This window comes from Streptomyces sp. NPDC057486 (assembly GCF_042802415.1).
GTDB classification, from domain to species: domain Bacteria; phylum Actinomycetota; class Actinomycetes; order Streptomycetales; family Streptomycetaceae; genus Streptomyces; species Streptomyces yanii.
This window is the reverse complement of record NZ_JBHVEE010000040.1, coordinates 48,716-69,280: the sequence shown is the minus strand read 5'-3', so window position 1 is coordinate 69,280 and position 20,565 is coordinate 48,716. Positions and strand designations below refer to the sequence as shown.

General features: G+C 73.0%; 17 protein-coding genes. 9 read left to right on the top strand and 8 right to left on the bottom strand.

All coding sequences use genetic code 11. The features are described 5' to 3' along the window. Window positions 1-205: 205 nt before the first annotated feature. The gene (locus tag ACFU6I_RS20260; protein WP_384368420.1) at window positions 206-2,794 is read right to left on the bottom strand and encodes an FtsX-like permease family protein; all 2,589 of its coding nucleotides are present in this window, start codon (window positions 2,792-2,794) and stop codon (window positions 206-208) included. Then, window positions 2,791-3,483 carry an ABC transporter ATP-binding protein gene (locus ACFU6I_RS20255; protein WP_384368429.1) on the bottom strand — a complete coding sequence of 231 codons (693 nt, stop codon included), beginning with the start codon at window positions 3,481-3,483 and terminating at the stop codon, window positions 2,791-2,793. Before ACFU6I_RS20255 ends, ACFU6I_RS20260 begins: the two co-directional genes overlap by 4 nt. Before the next feature lie 191 nt (window positions 3,484-3,674). Between ACFU6I_RS20255 and ACFU6I_RS20250 the strand changes: the two genes are divergently transcribed. From ACFU6I_RS20250 to ACFU6I_RS20240, 3 genes are all read left to right on the top strand, one after another. Continuing rightward, entirely contained in the window at window positions 3,675-4,904 is a 1,230-nt protein-coding gene (locus ACFU6I_RS20250; RefSeq protein ID WP_384368417.1) for a sensor histidine kinase, read from the top strand. Then, the gene (locus ACFU6I_RS20245; protein ID WP_384368414.1) at window positions 4,892-5,566 is read left to right on the top strand and encodes a LuxR C-terminal-related transcriptional regulator; all 675 of its coding nucleotides are present in this window, start codon (window positions 4,892-4,894) and stop codon (window positions 5,564-5,566) included. The genes ACFU6I_RS20250 and ACFU6I_RS20245 overlap by 13 nt, the downstream gene beginning before the upstream one ends. A gap of 68 nt (window positions 5,567-5,634) precedes the next feature. Further along, window positions 5,635-5,757 carry a hypothetical protein gene (locus ACFU6I_RS20240; RefSeq protein WP_384368411.1) on the top strand — a complete coding sequence of 41 codons (123 nt, stop codon included), beginning with the start codon at window positions 5,635-5,637 and terminating at the stop codon, window positions 5,755-5,757. 31 nt (window positions 5,758-5,788) lie between these two features. Here ACFU6I_RS20240 and ACFU6I_RS20235 read toward each other — a convergent pair whose 3' ends face one another. Then, window positions 5,789-6,178: a VOC family protein gene (locus ACFU6I_RS20235; RefSeq protein WP_345514044.1), complete on the bottom strand. Its 390-nt coding sequence runs from the start codon at window positions 6,176-6,178 to the stop codon at window positions 5,789-5,791. Window positions 6,179-6,260: 82 nt separating this feature from the next. On the opposite strand from ACFU6I_RS20235, the gene ACFU6I_RS20230 reads away from it, so the two are divergent. Together ACFU6I_RS20230 and ACFU6I_RS20225 are read left to right on the top strand one after the other, a co-directional pair. After that, the gene (locus ACFU6I_RS20230; protein ID WP_384368408.1) at window positions 6,261-6,905 is read left to right on the top strand and encodes a nucleoside/nucleotide kinase family protein; all 645 of its coding nucleotides are present in this window, start codon (window positions 6,261-6,263) and stop codon (window positions 6,903-6,905) included. Window positions 6,906-6,977: 72 nt separating this feature from the next. Next, on the top strand, window positions 6,978-8,105 hold the full coding sequence (locus ACFU6I_RS20225) for a M24 family metallopeptidase (protein WP_384368405.1): 1,128 nt from the start codon (window positions 6,978-6,980) through the stop codon (window positions 8,103-8,105). A 122-nt stretch (window positions 8,106-8,227) separates the two neighbouring features. On the opposite strand, the gene treZ is transcribed toward ACFU6I_RS20225, so the two are convergent. Further along, window positions 8,228-9,988 carry a malto-oligosyltrehalose trehalohydrolase gene (gene treZ / locus ACFU6I_RS20220; protein WP_384368402.1) on the bottom strand — a complete coding sequence of 587 codons (1,761 nt, stop codon included), beginning with the start codon at window positions 9,986-9,988 and terminating at the stop codon, window positions 8,228-8,230. Window positions 9,989-10,145: 157 nt separating this feature from the next. Between treZ and ACFU6I_RS20215 the strand changes: the two genes are divergently transcribed. Further along, window positions 10,146-11,516, top strand: a complete 1,371-nt coding sequence (locus tag ACFU6I_RS20215) for a GH1 family beta-glucosidase (protein ID WP_384368399.1) — start codon at window positions 10,146-10,148, stop codon at window positions 11,514-11,516. A 5-nt stretch (window positions 11,517-11,521) separates the two neighbouring features. Here the strand turns inward: ACFU6I_RS20215 and ACFU6I_RS20210 are convergent, their stop codons facing one another. Beyond that, a complete protein-coding gene (locus tag ACFU6I_RS20210; RefSeq protein ID WP_384368395.1) occupies window positions 11,522-12,748 on the bottom strand; it encodes an MFS transporter in 1,227 nt (408 codons plus the stop codon). A gap of 109 nt (window positions 12,749-12,857) precedes the next feature. Between ACFU6I_RS20210 and ACFU6I_RS20205 the strand changes: the two genes are divergently transcribed. Further along, entirely contained in the window at window positions 12,858-13,988 is a 1,131-nt protein-coding gene (locus tag ACFU6I_RS20205) for an alpha-L-fucosidase (RefSeq protein ID WP_384368392.1), read from the top strand. Here the strand turns inward: ACFU6I_RS20205 and ACFU6I_RS20200 are convergent. Together ACFU6I_RS20200 and ACFU6I_RS20195 are read right to left on the bottom strand one after the other, a co-directional pair. Further along, on the bottom strand, window positions 13,960-14,871 hold the full coding sequence (locus tag ACFU6I_RS20200) for a GNAT family N-acetyltransferase (RefSeq protein ID WP_384368389.1): 912 nt from the start codon (window positions 14,869-14,871) through the stop codon (window positions 13,960-13,962). The genes ACFU6I_RS20205 and ACFU6I_RS20200 overlap by 29 nt on opposite strands. Window positions 14,872-15,085: 214 nt before the next feature. Further along, window positions 15,086-16,039, bottom strand: a complete 954-nt coding sequence (locus ACFU6I_RS20195; protein ID WP_384368386.1) for a GNAT family N-acetyltransferase — start codon at window positions 16,037-16,039, stop codon at window positions 15,086-15,088. A 182-nt stretch (window positions 16,040-16,221) separates the two neighbouring features. Here ACFU6I_RS20195 and ACFU6I_RS20190 point away from each other — a divergent pair, with 182 nt between their 5' ends. Together ACFU6I_RS20190 and ACFU6I_RS20185 are read left to right on the top strand one after the other, a co-directional pair. Then, window positions 16,222-16,815 carry a DUF1707 and FHA domain-containing protein gene (locus ACFU6I_RS20190; RefSeq protein WP_384037448.1) on the top strand — a complete coding sequence of 198 codons (594 nt, stop codon included), beginning with the start codon at window positions 16,222-16,224 and terminating at the stop codon, window positions 16,813-16,815. A gap of 191 nt (window positions 16,816-17,006) precedes the next feature. After that, a complete protein-coding gene (locus tag ACFU6I_RS20185; protein ID WP_384368383.1) occupies window positions 17,007-18,056 on the top strand; it encodes a cytochrome P450 in 1,050 nt (349 codons plus the stop codon). Window positions 18,057-18,095: 39 nt separating this feature from the next. Here ACFU6I_RS20185 and treY read toward each other — a convergent pair whose 3' ends face one another. After that, window positions 18,096-20,471 (bottom strand): malto-oligosyltrehalose synthase, encoded by a 2,376-nt coding sequence (gene treY / locus ACFU6I_RS20180; protein ID WP_384368380.1) that lies wholly within the window; start codon window positions 20,469-20,471, stop codon window positions 18,096-18,098. Window positions 20,472-20,565: the final 94 nt, after the last annotated feature.

Genomic DNA, 20,565 nt, shown 5'->3' with positions numbered 1-20,565 from the left:
CGCACGCTCGCTGCGTTGTCGGGGTCGTCCGAGTACGTCCGGTACGAGGACGACCCTCCGCCGTGCGATCGCACGCACCGGACGCCGCCGGGCCCGCCCTTCGGGCGGACGGCGGGACTTCCGACACACGCCCTGGACATCCTTCAGCCCGACCGGGGCCTGAGAGGAGCTCAGGGCACAGCGGCCCCGGCCGCCCACCGCACCCTCACCGCCTCCCGGCGCGGCCACCGGACGCCCCCGGGATCACCACGCCCGCCGCCGCAGCCATCAGCACCGCCCCCGCCAGCACGCCGTACCGCACCGGCTCCAGGTACGGCACCGTCCCCGCCGCCGACACCGCGAACGCCGTCAGAGGGACCGCCGCCACCACCGTGCCGATCGTCAGGCCCGCCACGGCCACCAGCCCCGTCTCCAGGAACAGCATCCGCGTCACCTGCCTGCGCCCCGCCCCCACCAGCCGCAGCAGGCGGAACTCGCGTCGTCGGCCCACCGTGATCAGGGTCAGCGTGCTCACCACCGCCAGCAGCGCGAACCCGCCGATCACCCCGACCCCGATGACGATCAGCGCGTCGTCCTCCTCCGACGAGGACGGCGCGATCCGTACGTCGTCCGCCGTCGCGGCCCGGACCTGCGCACCGGCGTACGGGGCGACCGCGCGGCGTACCGAGGCCGCAGCCGACCCGGCCTCCGAGCGGACCAGGATGCGGGCATCGCGCGCCGCCGACACATGCCCGGTCAGCGCCTCGCGCGGCAGCATGAACTCGCCGAGCCCCAGGGCTCGTTCGTACACCGCCACCACCCGCAGCCCCGTCTCCGTACCGTCACCGAGCCGCAGCCGCACCCGGTCTCCGATGCCGACGCCGAGCTCGTCCGCCCGGTCCTTGCCGACCGCGACGGTGGAGCGCCCCGTCAGGGCGGCCAGGTCACCCGATGCGACGCCCGGATCGACCGTGCCGGACAGCTCGCCCGCCGTCACACCCAGCACCGGGTAGCGGTCCAGTTTCGGATCGCCCATCTCGTGGTGGGCGAGCAGGACCGACGACCGCAGCACACCCGTCGCGGCCGCCACCCCCGGCGCCCTGCGTACCGCAGCCGCCGCGTCCGCGGGCAGCCCCGCAGGAGCCGTCACCACCAGGTCCGCCCGCAGCGCGGCCTCCGCCTGCCGGCCGGCGGCCCGTTCCAGCGTCGCCCCCGCTGTCAGCTGGACGCAGACGAACGCGACCACCAGGACCATCGGTGTGATCGCCGCGCCCAGCCGCCGGTTGTGCGCGGCGGCCGACTTCGCCGCCAGGAACCCGGAGACACCGCCCGCACGCCGCAGCGGCGCACCCAGCACCCGCGCTGCCGCCCGCGCGATCCACGGCCCGAGCAGCGCCACCGCGACGACCAGCGACGTCGCCGCACCCGACGCGGCCACAGCGGCCGCCTGACCGCCCTGCGCCATGGCCGCGACCGCCGAACCGATCCCGCCCACGACCAGCAGCATGCCCGCACCGGTCCGCAGCCGGCCCGGCTCACCCGGCTCGGGGGCGCGCGCCGCACTCAGCGCGGCAGCCGGCCGCATCCCGGTGATCGACCGGGCGGCGAGCAACGAGACCGGACGTGCGGCCCCGGCGACGACCACCGCGGCGGCCACGGCTGCCGCGAGCGGCAGCCACAGCGGTGCGGGCAGCGGCAGCGGATCCGTCGTCAGCAGCGACCGCATCAGCAGCCCCAGCGGCACGGCCCCGACCCCGCCCAGCACCACCGCCGCACCGGCCACCCGGCTCACCTCCCGGCCTACCGCGGACCTGAGCTGCCGCGGCGTCGCGCCGACCGCCCGCAGCAGCGCCAGCTCACCGGAGCGCTGGTGGACCGCCTGGGAGACGGTCGTGGAAAGAACGAGAAGCGCCACCATGAGGACCGTGCCCGCGATCGAGCCGAGCAGCGCCAGCAGATCACCGCGCCCGCCCAGCGCGTCCAGGTGCTCGGCCTCTCCGCGTGCGGGGCCGGTGAGGACCCGGATGCCGCGCCCGGTGTCCGTACGGTCGGGCAACGCGTCGCCCAACGAGTCCCGCAGCGCGTCCGAGGAGACGCCGTCCCGTGCGACGATCCCGACCGCGTCGACCGTGCCGGGGTGCCCGGCCAGCGCGGTCAGCCGCGCTTCGGTGAAGAAGACGGCGGGGGCGCCCTCGCCCCGGTTGCCCGCCTCCGCGACACCGCTGACGGTGTACGGGCGCGCGGCGCCTTCCACCTGGAGTTCCACGGTCGAGCCGACCTCGGCCCCGGCGGGTGCCAGCGCCCGGTCGACGACCACCTCGTCCGCACTCCGCGGCGCCCGGCCGGAGGTCAGCTCGTACGGAGTGAGCACCGCCGACGGCCAGGAACGGCCGACCGCACCGGCGCCACCGCCCAGCGTCAGCGGCACCGAGTCGTCCGCGACCGCCTTCGCGACCCCGTCGGCCGCCGCGGCCTTCGCCACCACGGCCCGGTCCAGCCGGGCCCGTTCCGACAGATACGCCGTCACCGTCATCGGCTCACTGCCCCACGGCTTCGCCGTGTACGACACCTTCTGGTCGGCCGCCACCACCGCGTCCGCGCCCGCGTACCGCTCCACCGGCGGCTGCGCCAGCAGCAGCGAGCCGAGCACCAGCGCGAACGCGCCGATCAGCGCCGCCGTGGCCGCCGTGGCCGCGAACACCGCGGCCCAGGCCCGCCGGTGCGCCGTCAGCGAGCGCCTGGCCAGGAACGCCGACGCGCGCCGCCCCCCGGACCGCGCCCGCGCGGTCTCCGCCTTCCGGATCCTCGTGCTCATCGCAGCCGCCCGCCGTCCATCGTCAGTACGGTGTCCGCCCAGCTCGCCGCCACCGGATCATGGGTGACCATGACGACCGTACGGCCGTCGATCCGGACCGCGTCGCGGAGCAGACCGAGGACCAGCGCCGCCGACTCCGGGTCCAGGGACGCCGTGGGCTCATCCGCGAAGATCACCGCGGGTTCGGTCACCAGCGCGCGGGCCACCGCGACCCGCTGCTGCTGGCCGCCCGAGAGCGTGGTCGGACTCTCCGCCCCGCGCCCCGCAAGACCCACGCGGGCCAGCAGATCCTGCCCACGGGACAGCACCCCGGCATCGGCCGGATCCGCTCCCGCGAGCACCAGTGGCAGCACGACGTTCTCCTCGATGGACAGCGACGGCACCAGGTTCAGTGCGTGGGACTGGAAGACGAAGCCCACCCGGTCCCGGCGGAGCCGGGTCAGTGCCGCCTCGCTCAGCGACCCCAGGTCGGTGCCACCGATCCGTACGGTTCCCGAGGTCGGACGGTCCAGCCCCGCCGCGCACTGCAGGAACGTGCTCTTGCCGGACCCGGAAGGGCCGACCACCGCGGTGAAGCTTCCGGCCGGGACGGCGCAGCTGACCGCGTCGAGCGCCACCGCCTCCGGAGCGCGGCCGCGCCGCCCGTAGCGCCGGCTCACCGACTCCAGGCTCAGCGCGGTCGCCCGCATTGCCGTGACCGTGTCCACCGTTGGATACCTCCGTTGCTGCTTGCATATCGTCTGACCTGCATAAACGCTAGGAGCGAGCAGAGGTGCGGGGGAGAGTGCGGGCTCCCGGAACGGGGGTGCAGCCAGCTCCACCACGAGCCGGGGGCAGGCGCCACTCCGCAGTCGGGCGGACCCCCGTAACGTAATCTGACATGAGCACCGATCCCGCCCCCCTGACGGTCGCCATCCGGCGTTCGTGGGATGCCTCGCGCTATCTGTTCATCGGCATTCCGGTGGCACTGCTCGCCTATCTGTGCGCGTTCCTGGTGGTCGCCGTCCTGATGTTCGCCGCCGTGATCATCGGGCTGCCGGCCCTGCCGGAGGCGGCCAAACTGCTGCGGCGCTTCGCGGACTTCGAGCGCCGCCGGTCCGCTGCGCGGCTCGGGGTGCCGTTCCGCCCGGCGCAGTATCTTCCGCTGGACGGCGGGGAGCTGTCCGAGCGGGTCCGCCGGGTCCTCACCGACCCCGCGACCTGGCGTGACGCGCTCTGGCTGCCGGTCCAGGCGCTCATCGGCAACGGACTCGCCTATCTCGCCATGATCCTGTGGCCGGTCGGCCTCTTCGTGGACGGGGTCGTACTGACCGTCGTCCACGCCCTGGACCGGCGCACCGCCGACGAGTACGGCACACCGCTTCCCGAGCGGCAGGGCTGGGTGCTGCGCTGGCACCCCGTGCTCGCGGACCTGGCGGCGAGCTGGTCCCGTTCGCTGCTGACCTCGTCGCACTCCGCCGAACTCGGCGACCGGATCGCGCAGCTGACGGAGAGCCGCGCCGGCGCCGTCGAGGCGCACGGCGCCGAACTGCGGCGCATCGAGAGGGATCTGCACGACGGAGCCCAGGCCAGGATCGTCGCCCTGTCGATGCGCATCGGGCTCGCCAAACAGCTCCTCGACCGCGACCCCGCCACCGCCCGGCTCCGCCTCGACGAGGCCCACGACGGCGCGGAGGCAGCCCTCGCGGAGCTGCGGCACGTGGTCCGCGGCATCCATCCGCCCGTGCTGACGGACCGCGGACTGGCGGGTGCGGTACGGGCTCTGGCCGCCGATGTCACCGTCCCCGTCACCGCGGACCTCGACGGGGTCGAGGACGGGCGGCGGCTCCCGGCCGCCATCGAGGCGGCCGCGTACTTCGTGGTCGCCGAGGCGCTCACCAACATCAGCAAGCACAGTGGCGCGACGGCCGCCACCGTCCGGATCGGCAGGGGCCCCGACACCTTGCGTGTGGTCGTCGGGGACGATGGACACGGCGGCGCGGACGAACGCGCCGGCAGCGGCCTGCTGGGGATCAGGCGGCGGGTCGCAGCACTGGACGGCACGACCCGCATCAGCAGCCCCACCGGAGGGCCGACGGACATCGAAGTGGAGCTGCCGTGCGGATCGTGATCGCCGAGGACAACGCCTTGCTGCGGGAGGGCCTGATCCTGCTGCTCACCGGTTCGGGCCACGAGGTGGTGGCCGACGCGGCCACCGGGCCCGAGATCCTTCCCGCCCTGCTGAAGCACCGGCCGGACGCCGCAGTCCTCGACGTACGGCTGCCGCCGACGTTCCGGGACGAGGGCCTGCGCGCCGCCGTCGCAGCCCGCGCGGAGCTGCCCGAGCTGCCGATCCTCGTCCTGTCCCAGTACGTCGAGGAGACCTACGCCGCCGAGCTGCTTGCCCAGGGCGCCCAGGGCATCGGCTACCTCCTCAAGGACCGGGTGGGCCGGGTCGACCAGTTCCTGGAGGCCCTCGACCGGGTGGCGGCAGGCGGCACGGCCCTCGACCCGGAGGTCGTGACCCAGCTGCTGACCCGCAGGTCGTCCACCGAACCGCTGCAGAGCCTCACCCCGCGCGAACGCGAGGTGCTGGAACTGATGGCCCAGGGCAAGGCGAACGGCACCATCGCCGCCGAACTGGTCGTCACGGAGAGGGCGGTGAGCAAGCACATCGGCTCGATCTTCGCCAAGCTCGGTCTGGAACCGGACGACGGCACGGTGCACCGGCGGGTGCTCGCCGTGCTCGCGTACCTGGAGGGCCGGGCGAACGGATCCCCGCACACGAAATAGGTGCCGCCCGTGTCGCTCCCCGCTATGGGGGTCAGGGCCGCGCCGGACGCCAGCACCACGTGCTCCACATGATCGGCGCGACCGAGGTCGAAGTCGAAGGGGAACGCGGCCAGTTCGGCCAGCTCGCGGTTGTCCCGCAACAGCTGGAGGGCACGGTCAGTCATGTCACTGAACGTAACAGCGGCCACTGACAACGCTCCCGCGAGGCGGGAAACCCGCGGTTCACGCGGGCTGGAGCAGGTCCCAGCGGTTGCCGTACAGGTCCTCGAAGACCGCGACCGAGCCGTACGGTTCGTGGCGCGGCTCCTCCAGGAAGCGCACTCCGGCCGCCAGCATCCGTGCGTGGTCGGCCGCGAAGTCCTCGGTGTGCAGGAAGAAGCCGACCCGGCCGCCGGTCTGCGCGCCGACGGAAGCCCTCTGACCCTCGTCCTTGGCGCGGGCCAGCAGCAGTCCCGTACCCGCCGCGGCGCCGCGCGGGCGGACGACGACCCAGCGGGATCCGTCCCCGCGGTCGGTGTCCTCGACGAGTTCGAAGCCGAGGGCGTCCGTGTAGAAGGAGAGGGCCTCGTCGTAGTCGCGGACGACCAGAGTGACCAGGGCGATGTGGGACATGGCGGTTCCTCGGGGGTGCGGAGCAGCGGTATTCGGAAGAGTTATACGTAACACTACCGAGTGCGCCTCCCCTGCCGGGACAATGCCCCGCATGCACCTGAGTGACGTCGGCGAACTGTCGGCCCGCGCCCGTCGGCTCGCCACCCCCGGACATCGCCGCATACTCGGCATCGCGGGGCCGCCCGGAGCCGGGAAGTCCACCCTTGCCGCCCAGCTCGTCGAGGAGCTGGCCGGGCTCGCCGTCCTCGTCCCGATGGACGGCTTCCACCTGGCCCGGGCCGAGCTGGACCGGCTGGGCAGGGCCGGCCGCAAGGGCGCCCCCGACACGTTCGACGCCGCCGGGTACGCAGCCCTGCTCAGACGCCTGCGCGCGCCCGGGGAGGAGGGGCCCGTCTACGCTCCCGCCTTCGACCGCACCCTGGAGGAGCCGATCGCCGGGTCCGTTCCCGTACCACCGCACATCCCGCTCGTCGTCACCGAAGGCAATTACCTGCTCCATGACGACGGCCCCTGGGCGCCGGTGCGGGGGCTGCTCGACGAGGTCTGGTTCCTGGACCTCGACCCGGACGTGCGGGTGCGCAGGCTCGTCGACCGCCATGTGCGGTTCGGCAAGCCCCGGCCGTACGCGGAGCGCTGGGTGGCCGGGTCCGACGAAACCAATGCCCGGCTCGTCGACCGTGGCCGGGACCGCGCCGACCTCGTCGTACGGCTGCGCCCGACGTCCTGACCCCCCACTCGCGCCGGCTGCCGCCGCCGGGCAGGATGCTGTGTGCCGTGTCGCATCGCCAGGAGGTTCCGCATGTCCAGCCCCGACCAGCCCGTGCCGTTCACCGCCGATGACTACCGGGCGAGGATGGAGCGGGCCGCCGAGTCCGCCGCCGAGGCGGGGCTCGCGGGTGTCCTCGTCGCACCGGGCCCGGACCTCGTCCACCTCACCGGCTACCACCCCGTGAACACCGAACGCCTCACCCTCCTCGTCCTGAAGGCGGGCCAGGACCCGGTTCTCGTCGTCCCCACCCTGGAGGCACCGGACGCCGAGGAGGCCGTCGGCTCCCCCGCTCTGACCCTGCGCGACTGGACGGACGGCAAGGACCCGTACGCCGTGACCGCCCCGCTGCTCGACGCGGCCGGCCGGTTCGGAATCAGCGACAACGCCTGGGCGATGCACCTGCTCGGGCTGCAGAATTTCCTCCCCGGCACCTCGTACGTCTCCCTCACCGAGGCCCTGCCGATGCTGCGGGCGGTCAAGGACGCCGCCGAGCTGGAGCGTCTCGCGGCAGCGGGGGCCGCAGCCGACGCCACGTACGAGGAGATCCTGAAGGTCCGCTTCTCCGGCCGCAGGGAGACCGACGTCGCCGCCGATCTGGCCGCGCTGCTCAAGCAGTTCGGGCACTCGCAGGTCGACTTCACCGTCGTCGGCTCCGGGCCCAACGGCGCCAACCCGCACCACGAGGCGGGCGACCGCACCATCGAGCGCGGCGACATGGTCGTGCTGGACTTCGGCGGTCTCAAGCACGGCTACGGCTCCGACACCTCGCGCACGGTCCATGTCGGCGAACCCACCGCCGAGGAGCAGCGGGTGCACGACATCGTGCGGGAGGCGCAGGAGGCCGGCTGCCGCGCGGTCCGGCCCGGGGTCGCCTGCCAGGAGATCGACCGGGCGGCCCGCGCCGTCATCACCGAGTTCGGCTACGGCGAGCGCTTCATCCACCGGACCGGCCACGGCATCGGCGTCACCACCCATGAGCCCCCGTACATGATCGAGGGCGAGGAGCAGCCGCTGGTGCCCGGGATGTGCTTCTCCGTGGAGCCCGGCATCTATCTGCCGGGCCGGTTCGGCGTCCGCATCGAGGACATCGTGACCGTCACGGAGGACGGCGGGCGTCGGCTCAACACCACCGCACGCGAGCTGGCGATCGTCGAATAGCCGGACCGGGAGGAGCGTTCGGCCCCGGCTCCCGGTCGCGGAAGCGGTGCCGCACGTCGTGCGGCACCGGTCGGGCACCCTCCGAAGGTGTCGATGAGGGTGCCACCCGCTTCCGCGGCACCTCAGTCGTCGGCGAGCACCACGCACGACTCGGGCGGCAGATGCAGCAGGCCGTCCGCGCCCGGCGTCTCCACCGGTTCCCAGGCGGCCAGCACCCTGCCCCCGCTGTTCCGGTTCCGCCCGACGCCGAGCGGGATCGTGGCCGGCTTCTCGTCGAGGTTGACCGCGATCCGCAGATCGCCCCTGCGATAGGCCAGCCAGCGCGCCTGCTCGTCGAAGGCCGTCTTCACGGATGCCAGATCCGGGTCGGACAGGTCGGGCATGGCGCGGCGCAGTGCGATCAGTTCGCGGTACCAGGCCTGGATGCGGGCGTGCGGCTCGCTTTCCGGTTCGGTCCAGTCCAGACAGGAGCGGTCGCGGGTGGCCGGGTCCTGCGGGTCCGGGATGTCGCCCGCCGCCCAGCCGTGCGCAGCGAACTCCCGACGCCTGCCGCTGCGTACCGCTTCCGCGAGCGCCGGGTCGGTGTGGTCGGTGAAGAACTGCCAGGGGGTTCGGGCGCCCCACTCCTCGCCCATGAACAGCATCGGGGTGAACGGGCCGGTCAGCACGAGCGCCGCCGCGCAGGCCAGCAGCCCGGGGGAGAGGGAGGCGGAGAGCCGGTCGCCGAGTGCCCGGTTGCCGATCTGGTCATGGGTCTGCGCATAGCCGACGAAGCGGGTGGCCGCGGTGCGGGCGATGTCGACGGGGCGGCCGTGGGCGCGGCCGCGGAAGCTGGAATATGTGCCGTCGTGGAAGAAGGCGCTCGTCACGGTCTTGGCGAGGGCGGTCAGCGGGGCGGCGGCGAAATCGGCGTAGTAGCCCTGGCACTCGCCGGTCAGCGCCGTGTGCAGGGCGTGGTGGAAGTCGTCGTTCCACTGGGCGTGCAGCCCGATGCCGCCCGCCGCGCGCGGCGTTGTCGTACGTGGGTCGCAGCGGTCCGACTCGGCGATCAGCGGCAGCGGACGGCCGAGCTCCGTGGAGAGCGCGTCGACCGCCGTGGACAGTTCCTCCAGGAAGGTCAGTGCCCGGGTGTCGGCGAGGGCGTGGACCGCGTCGAGCCGCAGCCCGTCGAGCCGGTAGTCGCGCAGCCAGCCGAGCGCGCTGCCCAGCAGATACGCGCGGACCTCGTCCGATCCCACCGCGTCGAGGTTGACCGCGGCGCCCCACGGCGTGTGGTGGGTCTCGGTGAAGTACGGGCCGAAGGCGGGCAGGTGGTTGCCGGACGGTCCCAGGTGGTTGTGGACCACGTCGAGGAGCACCGCAAGACCGAGCTCGTGCGCCGTGTCGACAAAGCGCTTAAGCCCCTCGGGGCCGCCGTACGGTTCGTGCACGGCCCACAGCGACACCCCTTCGTAACCCCACCCGTGCGTGCCGGGGAACGGGCAGACGGGCATCAGCGACACATGGGTGACGCCCAGCTCGGCCAGGTGCGGCAGCCGTGCCGCGGCGGCGTCGAAGGTGCCCTCCTCGGTGTACGTGCCGACGTGCAGCTCGTACAGGACGGCGCCCGGGAGCCCCCTGCCCGCCCACTCGGTGCGCCAGGCGTACGCCTCCTGGTCGACGACGGCGCTCTCGCCGTCCGGGCCGTCCGGCTGGCGGCGTGAGCGCGGATCCGGCAGCACGGGGCCGTCGTCGAGGACGAAGCCGTACCGGTCCCCGTCCGCGGCCTCCGCCTCGGCCGTCCACCAGCCCGTCCGTGCCGGGTCGCGCTCCATCGCCCGCAGCTCACCCGCCAGCCGCAGACCGACCGAATCCGCCTCCGGCGCCCATACCTCGAACAGCATGCGTTGCTCCTCGTCTCCTCGTTCCGGCCCCATGGTCGGCAGAAGTAGGGATCACCGGCCCACGACACTGGATCGAGCCCGTTACTGGCGATTAAGGTCTGGTTCTGATCATTGCCCTGCCAGGTTCTGCTCATTCGTACGGCTGCTGGAGGCCGAGATGACCGTGCCGACGTTCCCGCCGGGATTCCTCTGGGGAGCCTCCGCCTCCGCCTTCCAGACCGAAGGAGCAGCCGACACCGACGGCAAGGGCCCCTCGGGCTGGGACGCCTTCGCCGCCCAGCCGGGACGGATCAAGGACGGCACCGACACCACCCGCGGCACCGGCTTCCACGAGCACTACCGCGAGGACGTCGCCCTGCTGGCCGGCCTCGGCGCCGACGCCTTCCGCTTCTCCGTCAGCTGGCCGCGCGTGGTGCCGGGCGGAAGCGGACCCGTCAACCCGGCCGGGCTCGACTTCTACGACCGGCTCGTCGACGAGCTCTGCGCCCACGGCATCGCCCCGGCCCCCACCCTTTACCACTGGGACACCCCGCTGCCGCTCGACGAGGCGGGCGGCTGGCTCAACCGGGACACCGCCTACCGTTTCGCCGAGTACGCGGGCATCGTCGCCGAACGGCTCGCCGACCGCGTACCCATGTGGATCACCATCAACGAACCCGCCGAAGTCACCATGCTCGGCTACGCACTCGGCGAGCACGCCCCCGGCCGCACCCTCCTCTTCGACGCTCTGCCCGCCGCCCATCACCAGCTCCTCGCCCACGGGCTCGGCGTCCGCGCGCTCCGGGCCGCGGGCGCCACCAACATCGGCATCGCCGTCTCGCACACTCCCGTCTGGACCGCGGGCGAATCCGAAGAGGACCGTCTCGGCGCCGAGTTGTACGACACCATCACCAACTGGATGTTCGCCGATCCGATCCTCGCCGGGCGCTACCCCGACGAGAGCATCGCGGCGCTGATGCCGGGATCCGTCGAGGACGACCTCCGGACGATCTCCACGCCGCTCGACTGGTACGGGGTCAACTACTACAACCCCACCCTCGTCGGCGCCCCCAGGGCGGAGGCCCTCGACACGTTCTCCGGATTCGAGATGCCCGCCGAACTTCCCTTCGGCATAAGGGAGATCGAGGGGTACGAGACGACCGACTTCGGCTGGCCCGTCGTCCCCGACGGACTGCGCGAGACCCTCGTCCAGCTGCGTGACCGCTACGGCGACCGGCTTCCACCGCTCTACATCACCGAGAACGGCTGCGCCGTCGACGAGGCCGTCACCGACACCCGCCGGATCTCCTTCATCGAGGGGCACCTGGGCGCGCTGCACACCGCGATCGGCCAAGGCATCGACGTCCGGGGGTACTTCACCTGGTCGCTGACCGACAACATCGAGTGGATCGAGGGGACCAGCAAACGCTTCGGACTCGTCCACATCGACTACGAGACGCTGCGCCGGACGCCCAAGCAGTCGTACGCCTGGTACCGCGACGTCATCCGCAGCCAGAAGGCGGCCGACACCGCGGACTCAGCCGACTGACCGGATCAGCCGACCGACCGGATCCGCCACACCAGCACTCCGCCCACCGCCGTCACCACGGTGGACGCCAGATACAGCCCCGCATAGCCCCCCGCGTACGCCACGATCGGCGCGGCCAGCGCCGGACCGAGTACCTGGGGCGCGGAGTTGGCGATGTTGATGACTCCCAGGTCCTTCGCCCGGTCCTCGGCCGTCGGCAGGACCTGGGTGATCAGCGCCTGGTCGACCGCCACATAGATCCCGTAGCCCAGCCCGAGCAGCACGGCCGCGCCCATCGCCACCGGCCAGGTGTGCCAGAACGTCAGCAGCAGCGACCCGGCCGCCATCACCATCGAACACGCACTGACCATCATCTTCCGCTTTCCCAGCCGGTCCGAGACGATCCCGCCCGCCACCGCCGTCACCACCACACCGCCGGTGTACAGCAGCGTCAGGTACAGCACACCCAGGTCCGGGTCCGGGTAGTGCACCGCGTCCTTCAGGAAATACAGCAGATAGAGGGTGCCGATCGCATTGCCCAGCTGGACCAGGAACCGGGTCAGCCACGCCCAGCAGAAGTCCGGATGCAGCCGCGGACTCACCAGGAAGTCCTTCAGCCGTACCGCGGCCATCGGAGCTCCCGCCGGACCCGGATCCCGGGTCAGCAGGACGAACGGAAGCGCGCACAGCACCACCAGCCCCGCCAGCAGCAGATATCCGGCGCCGATCCCGGTCACCACCACCGACACCAGGAGCACCCCGAGAACCAGCCCCAGCGTCTGCGGTATCCCGATGTACCCCGAGACCGCCGCCCGCTGCCGCACCGGCACCTGGTCCGGCACCACCGCGTTCGTGCCCGCCAGCATCGCGTTCAGCCCCAGCTGCGCCAGACACCAGCCGAGTGCCACCCCGACGACCGTCGTCTGCGCCGCCGTCACCACCAGACCGGCCGCACCGACCAGCGCACCACCCAGGATCCACGGGCGGCGGCGGCCGAACCGCCCGCCCGTCCGGTCGGACAGCGCACCCGCGAGCGGGTTGGCGACCACGGCGACCAGCGCCCCGACGCCGGTCGCCCAGCCGAGCGCGACCTCCTTGCCGGACGAGGTCAGATCGTCGATCTGCTCGGCGAGCAGCACCTGGATCGGGGTGAGAAAGGCCATGTAAAGGCCCAGGTTGGCCAGCACCAGACCACTGATCCAGCCGCCGCCCACCCGGGTCCGCGGTTCCGTGCGGGTGTCGTCCACGGTCATCGGCCGCTCGCCATCAGCTCGGTGATACCCGCGGGGCCTTTCCTTCGGATCAGGCCCGGGGGTGCCCGGATCTTACGAACGACCCCCTCAATGATCAATACTTCGCGCCATGGTTGCTTCATGGTGGTCCCAGGCCCAGCTGGGGATCTTTGTGCACTGGACACCCGCGTCCATACCGGGCTGGGCCCCGCCGTACGTTCCCGCCGACGAGCTGCCCCTCGCCGGCCGCCGGACGCCACTCGGCTGGACCTCGTACGCCGAGTGGTACGAGAACGCGCTCCGCTTCCCCGGCAGCCCCGTCTCCGCCCACCACCGGGCAACCTACGGCACCCGGCCGTACACCGACTTCGGCAACGACTTCAACGACGGTCTGGACGGCTGGGACCCGGCGGCCTGGGCCCGCAGTTTCCGTGCTGCCGGCGCCCGCTACGCCGTCCTCGTCACCAAGCACCACGACGGGTTCTGCCTGTGGCCCTCCGAGGTCCGCAACCCGCACCGCACCGGTTGGCACACCACCCGAGACGTGGTCGGCGAGTTCGCCGAAGCGGTCCGGGCCGAAGGGCTGCGGTTCGGCGTCTACTATTCCGGCGGGCTCGACTGGACCTTCGACGACCGGCCCATCGGGACCGGCGCGGACACCGTCTCCGCCGTGCCGCGCGGCGACTACCCCGCGTACGCCGACGCCCAGATGCGCGAACTGATACGCCGCTACCGGCCCGACATCCTGTGGAACGACATCGCCTGGCCCGGCTCGCGCACCGACGTCCAGCGGCTCATCGAGTACTTCCGCTTCACCGACCCGCACGGCGTCGTCAACGACCGGCTGTTCCCCTACGCGCCGATGTGGCGCGCCCTCGCCCTGCCGGGCGCCAAGGCCCTGTACGACCGGTGGGAGCGCCGCACGATCGCGCAGGGCGAGGGGTTCGTGCCGCGCAAGCCCCCGTACTACGACTTCCGCACCCCGGAGTTCGCCCGCTACACCGGCCCGGACCCGTACGAGATCACCCGGGGCATCGACCACAGCTTCGGCTACAACCGGAACTCCTCACCCGACGCCTTCCTCAGCCGTCCCGCACTGACCTCACTGGTCACGGAGACCGCGGCCGCGGGCGGCAACCTGCTGCTCAATGTGGGGCCGCGCGGCGAGGATGCGACCATCCCCGCCGAGCAGCAGCTCCGCCTGGACTGGCTGGCGGAGCTCACCCCCGACCTCACACCAGATGGATGCGTTCCTGAGTGACCGGATGGCCGGCCCGGGCGAACGCGGCCGCCATCGGCGCATTGCCCTGATCAGTGGCGCCCGCGATGAACTCGGCGCCCTCGGCGGCCAGGAAGTGCGTGCACTCGACGAGCAGGTCGTACCCGTAGCCGTGGCCCCGCTGCTCGGGTACGACCCCGATGAAGCCGATGCACGGACCGCCCGGGTTACGGGCGGGCACATGGAGTCCGGCCACCTCGCCCTCGGGCGTGTACGCCAGCTGCCACCAGGAGCGCGGCGAGGGGCACCAGTGGAAGAAGTCGAGCTCCTCCTGCGCCGCCTGCTCCAGCCCGCCGGGCCCCTCGATGGCCCGGCGGGCGTGCGCGTCCAGCGTGACGGAGTGGACCCGGCGCAGCACGTCGAGGATCACCGCGTCGTCCGGCTCCGGCCGGAAGGTGAGCCGGCCGGGCCGCTCGGGCAGCCCGCACTCCGGCGTCCACAGGTACCGGTACCGCTCGACCAGCGGCTTCATCCCGGCCGCGCGGGCGGCGGCGATCCTGGCCTCGGCGGCGGCCGCGACGTCGGGCCGGTCCCGCCAGCCGGCGGGCAGGATCAGCTCGTACTCGGCGTACAGCGGTGACTGCCGCAGCAGTTCGGCGCCCGCCTCGTCCTCGCCCTCGGCGAAGTCGAACCAGTTGAGCGTCACGGGTGCGGTGTCCGCGGGCCCCGACCACCAGGCGGCCCTGGCCACCACGACACCGTCGCGCTCGGCGATCCAGGTCCACTCGGGGCGGTACTCACCACCCTCGCGCACGGTGGCATAGCTGTGCCCGAAGGCGGCGCGGCCGACGAGACCGGGGTCGGGCAGGGTGCGGAAAAGCTGTGCGTCGCTCTCGGTGAGCGCGCGGATGACCAGATCGGTCATGGAAGAGTCCTCCGGAAGAAGCGATGCGCTCCCGGTCAGACCGAAACCGAAACCGCCCGGCGAACGGGACGGGAGCGCGGGAATGAAGCGGTACACGTACGCACTGTTCTCGCCTCCTTCCTCGGCCTTCGGGCGGGTGGTCACCGTAACCCGCCCTGCGGCGGCCCGTCCACCGGATTACGACCCGGTGCACGAGAGGGACCGGATCAGGTCGTCAGTCCCAGACCATGTTGAACGCGCGCTCGAAATTGACGTACCCCAGGCGCGCGAACGACTTCGCCATCGGCACATTGCCGAGGTCCGTCGCCGCCCGGATCCGCTCCACCCCGTCCTGCGCGGCGAGCACCCGGGTGCCCTCGGTGAGCAGGTCGTCGATGTAGCCGTGACCGCGCTGCGCGGGCAGCACGCCGATGTACGCGATGATCGGGTTGTAGCTGTTGCGGGCCGGGATCACGAACCCGACCGGCTCGCCGCCCGGGAGTTCGGCGATGCGCCACCACTCGCGCGGGGTGCTGTACGCGTCGAGTTCCTCGTCGTAATGCTTCTCAGCCGCCTCGCGGGCGGACAGCCCTGACGCCAGGTCCTCCTGGCCGTGCGCGTCGAGCGTGCCTTCCATCACCGGAGCCATCAGCGCGAGGAGATCCTCGCGCCCGGTCACCGGGCGGAACCGCAGCCGGCCGCTGTCGGCGGGCACCGGTGTACCGGCCCGCCACTCCAGGCGCAGCCGCTCGACGAGCATGCGCGCACCGGTGCGCTCCATCACCCGGATCCGTGCCTCGACGAGATCGCGGGCCACCGGGTCCTCGCGCCAGTCCGGCGGTACGAAACGGCCGTACTCGGGACGCGGGGCGCCGGCGGGAAGGACGGCCGCCGCTGCCGCCCGCAGCAGTTGCAGACCCGTCTCGGTGCGCTCGGGCTCGGGCAGTGTGTCGTCGAGGTCGAAGAAGTCGAGCGCGAGGGGTATGTCGCCGCCCTGGCTCCACCAGGCGACGCGGGCGACCACCCGGTCCCCGCGAAGCGCCACCCACATCCACTCGGGGCGGCGGCGGCCCGTCGCGAGGTCGTCGGCCAGTTCGTGGTCGAGGACGTACGACAGACGGCAGAAGAGGGCCAGTTCGTCCGGCCCGGTGAGCGGACGGACAGTCAGGGCCGGTGGTACAGCGGTCACAGAGTCTCCTTGAGGCGCGGTCTGCCGTGCGGTGAGCACCGCACGGCCCGCGGCGGCAGACAGTAACAACGTTCTCCGGACACCACCGCGAATATTCGGCCGGTCCCTTCCGCGCTGGTCAGGCGGGTGGCAGGCGGGGTTGTTCTGGACACTCGGGGGCGGTCGCCGCGACAATCGACCGTGTGACGTCGTCCTTCGAGTTCCACACCTATCCCGCGCGGGTTTCCGATGCTCAGCGCGACCGTGTTCTCGGTGTGCTCAGAGAAGGCGCCGCGCAGGGCAGGCTTTCCCACGACACGTTCGTACGGCGCATGGAACTGGCCCTGGCCGCCCGCCGTCCGGAGGAGCTGGCGGCACTCACCGCCGACCTGCGGAGCGAAGGCCGCTGGACGCGGGGGCTGTTCCGGGTGGTCGGCGAGGTGTCCGGGTTCCCGGCCCGGGTACGGAGGGCCTGGCAGGCCGAGCGGCTGCCGAAACTGCTGCTGCCCGCCCCGAGCCCGTACCCCGTGTTCATCGGCCGCGATCCGGCGAACGGGCTGCGGCTCACGCATGAGACCGTCTCGCGCAAGCATGCCGAACTCACCGTGCAGGGCGGCCGCTGGATCCTTCGTGACCTCGGCTCGACCAACGGCACGTGTGTGAACGGGCAGCGGGTGACCGGCGCGGTGTCGGTGCGCGACGGGGACCAGGTGAGCTTCGGCCGGATCACCTTCCGGCTGTCCGCGCCCGCACTCAAGCCGCCCGGGGCGCCGGGGCTTCCCGGGAGTCCGGCCTGAGCGTGGGCGTGGTTCACACCCGATGCTCTCCCGGCCGGAGCCGACGGGGGCCGCGGCGGTGTTCGCGGAGCTGCTGCGGGCGACGGGCACCCTCACCCGAACGGCCGTGTCTTTGCTGCGCCGAGCTCTGCGCCGTGGTCCCCTTGGTTCATCCGCGCCACACAGCGGCGCACCGAACCCGGGGGGCAAGGATGCAGGCCGACGCGCCCGACGGCATACCCCCGCCCATCTCCGCGCCGGACCGCGGTCGCCGCGTCGCCCGGACCGCGCGTCCCGGCCGGACCGACAGGACCGCTCGGCCCGGCACCGGCCCCAGCCTGCTCGCGCCCGGCGCCGCGCACGATCCGTACCGGCTCTACCGCGTGCTGCGCGAGGAGTACCCGCTCAGCTACGACGCCCCCCTCGGCGCCTGGCTGCTCAGCAGGCACGCCGACGTGTCGACCGCTCTCACGGACCCACGGTTCACCGGCTTCCCGCACGACGGCGCGCCCCGCGGTGGCCCCGCGCCGCGCGGGCTCTGCCACGGCAGCAGGCTCTGCGCGCCCCGGCCGCAGGACATCGCGCGGTCGGCGGCGGCCGCGCCCCGACACCTTTCCGAGCGCGTCGAACGGACCGCCTACGTCCTCGCGCGCCGCATCGCGGGGCGGCAACAGGCCGATCTGGTCGAGGAGTTCTGTCGCTGGCTGCCCGTGGGCGCCGCGGTCCCCGGCGCCTTCGCGGATCCGGCGCAGCCGCCCGGTCCCCCCATCACCCCCTGCACCAGCCGGACCGGCCTCCGTGAGACGGCGCTCGCCTCCTTCCTCGCCAATCTGCTGGACGACGCCGACCTCCTGGCCGCCCTGCGCATCGAACCCGCCCTCGCCCACCGCGCGTGGACCGAGTCGCTGCGCCGCGACCCACCCGTGCAGGTCGTGCTGCGCCGCACCGTCGCCGAGGTGCGGGTCAGCGGCGGCACACTCCCCGCCGGGGCGCCCGTCGCCTGTCTGATCGGCGCGGCGGGCCGCGACCCCGAGCGGTACGCCGCCCCCGATCTCTTCGACCCCTTCCGGACCGACCAGGACCGGTCCGCCGGGGGACCGGAGTCCTGTCCGGCCGTCCTGCTCGGGCGGCTGGAGGCCGAACTGGGGGTGCGTGCCCTGCTCGACGCCATGCCCCGGCTCCGCTGGGCGGACGGATTCCGTCCGGCCAGTGCCGGACTGCTCACCCGCGGCCCGCGGACCCTCCTCGTACGACCCGGCTGAGTGCCGGGCTTCGGCCCCGGGACTGCTCCGCCCCCGGGTTCAACGACAGGCGCGGAGCAGCGCCACCGGTCGCTCGGCGAACAACTCGGCCACCGCGACCGGACCGCCCGGGAACTCCCGCCCCGGCGTGAGCAGATCCTCCCAGGGACCGTCGCCCGGCAGCGCCAGCGTCGTCCCGCGCCAGCCGCCCGCCCCGGCCAGCCGCAGCGACAGCCTGGTCACCGCCGTGACGACCTCGCCGGAGCGGCAGAAGGCCAGACAGTGCGCGGTCGCCGGGCCCTGCGCGGTCAGCGGGGTGTACGTCCCCGACTCGCCGAAGAGCTCCGGCCGATTCCGCCGCATCCGCAGTGCCGCCACCGTGAGCGCCGCCTTCTCGCCGGCGGGACCGTTCTCGGGCGGGCGGCGGAACGGCCGCCGGTTGTCCGGGTCGACCAGTGCCACGTACTCCTGCTCCGTCCCCTGGTACAGGTCCGGTACCCCCGGCATGGTCAGCTGCAGCAGGGCCGCGCCGAGCGCGTTGGCCCGGACGAAGGGTTCCAGGGAGTCCGCAAACCGCTGCAACGCCTCCCGTGCCGGCCCGGTGGCGGCGGCGGGACCGGCCGCGACGAAGTCCGACACCGCTCGCTCGTACACCGGATCGGGCTCCGTCCAGCTGGTGAACAGACCCGCTTCCCGTACGGCTTTCAACAGCGCGGGCTCCAGACGGCCCGCCAGCTCGTCGGCGGGCAGCCCCGCGCAGCCGAACGCCGTCTGCCAGGCCTGCCAGGCCAGCTGCGGATCGGGCGCGACCGCCGTCGGGGCCGTCCGCGCCAGCTCCGTCAGCAGCTCCGACCACTGCTGCGGACACTCCGACAGGACCGCGATCCGGGCCCGCACATCCGCGCTGCGCTTGGTGTCGTGCGTGGTCAGCACGGTGCCGGTGGCGGGCCAGTCGCGCGCCAGCCGGGCGCAGAAGGCGTGGAACTCCTCCGGAGCCACCGCCGGGCACCCGGGATCACCGCCCACCTCGGTCGCCGAGATCAGCGGCACGTACCGGTAGAAGGCCGTGTCCTCGACCGACTTGGCCCGCAGCGCCGACGCGGTCTGCGCGAACCGGGCGCAGAAGGCCGCCCGGTCCGGCCCGTCACCGAGCCGCCCCAGCGCCAGGTCCCGCACCACATCGACGGCCGTCGCCTCCTCGGGCACGGAGAACAACGCCCTGGCGTCCCGTACGGCCGTGTCCGGCAGCGCCGCCTCCGCCGCCTCGCTGCAGGGCCCACCCGCCGTGACGTACGGGCGGTAGACCGGGACGCGGACGAGCAGTTCGTCAATGGCGGTGCGCAGCGCCCACGGGGCGTGGTCGCGCAGTGCGGTGTCCTCGGCGCAGATGCGTACGGCGAGACGGGTCAGCAGCGCGGTCTCCGCGGCCAGTTCATGCGTCACCACCCGGTACGCGGCCCGGCGGACCGTCGTCGACCAGTAGCCGCCGCGGTCCCCGGCCGGGCCGGCGAACTCCCGGTACCGGCCGAGCAGCTCGGTGGCGCCCGTCGGATCGGTGAACAGCCCGTCGATCCGGTGCAGCGTGTCGTACCCCGTCGTCCCCGCGACGGCCCAGCCCGCGGGGAGCGGCTCGGTACCGGTGAGGATCTTCTCCACGACCGTCCACCGCCCGCCGGTCGCCTCAGCGAGCCGCTCCAGATAGCCGGCGGGGTCGGCGAGCCCGTCGGGATGGTCGATGCGCAGTCCGTCGACGACGCCGTCCCGGACCAGTTCGAGGATCTTGCCGTGGGTGGCCGCGAACACCTCGGGGTCCTCCACCCGGACCCCGATGAGGTCCGAGATGGTGAAGAACCGCCGGTAGTTCTGCTCGGTACGGGCCAGCCGCCACCACCCGAGCCGGTAGTGCTGGGCATCCAGCAACTTCGGCAGCGGAAGACCGGCGGTGCCGGCCCGGAGCGGGAACTCCTGCTCGCCGTGGCGCAGCACCTCCCCGTCCACCTGGAACCGTTCCATCTCGTCGCCGATCCGCCGGGTGAGCACCGGCAGCAGCACCCGCCCGTCGCCCGCCGCCCAGTCGATGTCGAACCAGCGGGCGTACGGCGATTCCGGGCCGTCGCGGAGGACCTCCCACAGGGCCCGGTTGTGGCGCGGGACGGCGGCCATGTGGTTCGGCACGATGTCCAGCACCAGCCCGAGTCCGTGCTCCCGCGCCGTGTCCGCCAGTTGCCGCAGCCCCTCCTCACCACCGAGCTCGGCCCGGACACGGCTGTGGTCGACCACGTCGTAGCCGTGTCCGGAGCCGGGCACGGCTTCGAGGACCGGCGACAGGTGCAGATGGGAGACGCCGAGCGCGGCGAGATACGGCACCGCGTGCCCGGCGGCCGAGAACGGGAAGTCCGGCTGGAGCTGCAGCCGGTACGTGGCGGTGGGCGTCATGCGAACGTACGTACCCAGCCTGGAGCCGACTGTGACACGGCATCCGGCCGATCCATCCGGACGAGGGGTCGCCTCTCCGGGCGCGCAGCCCGGA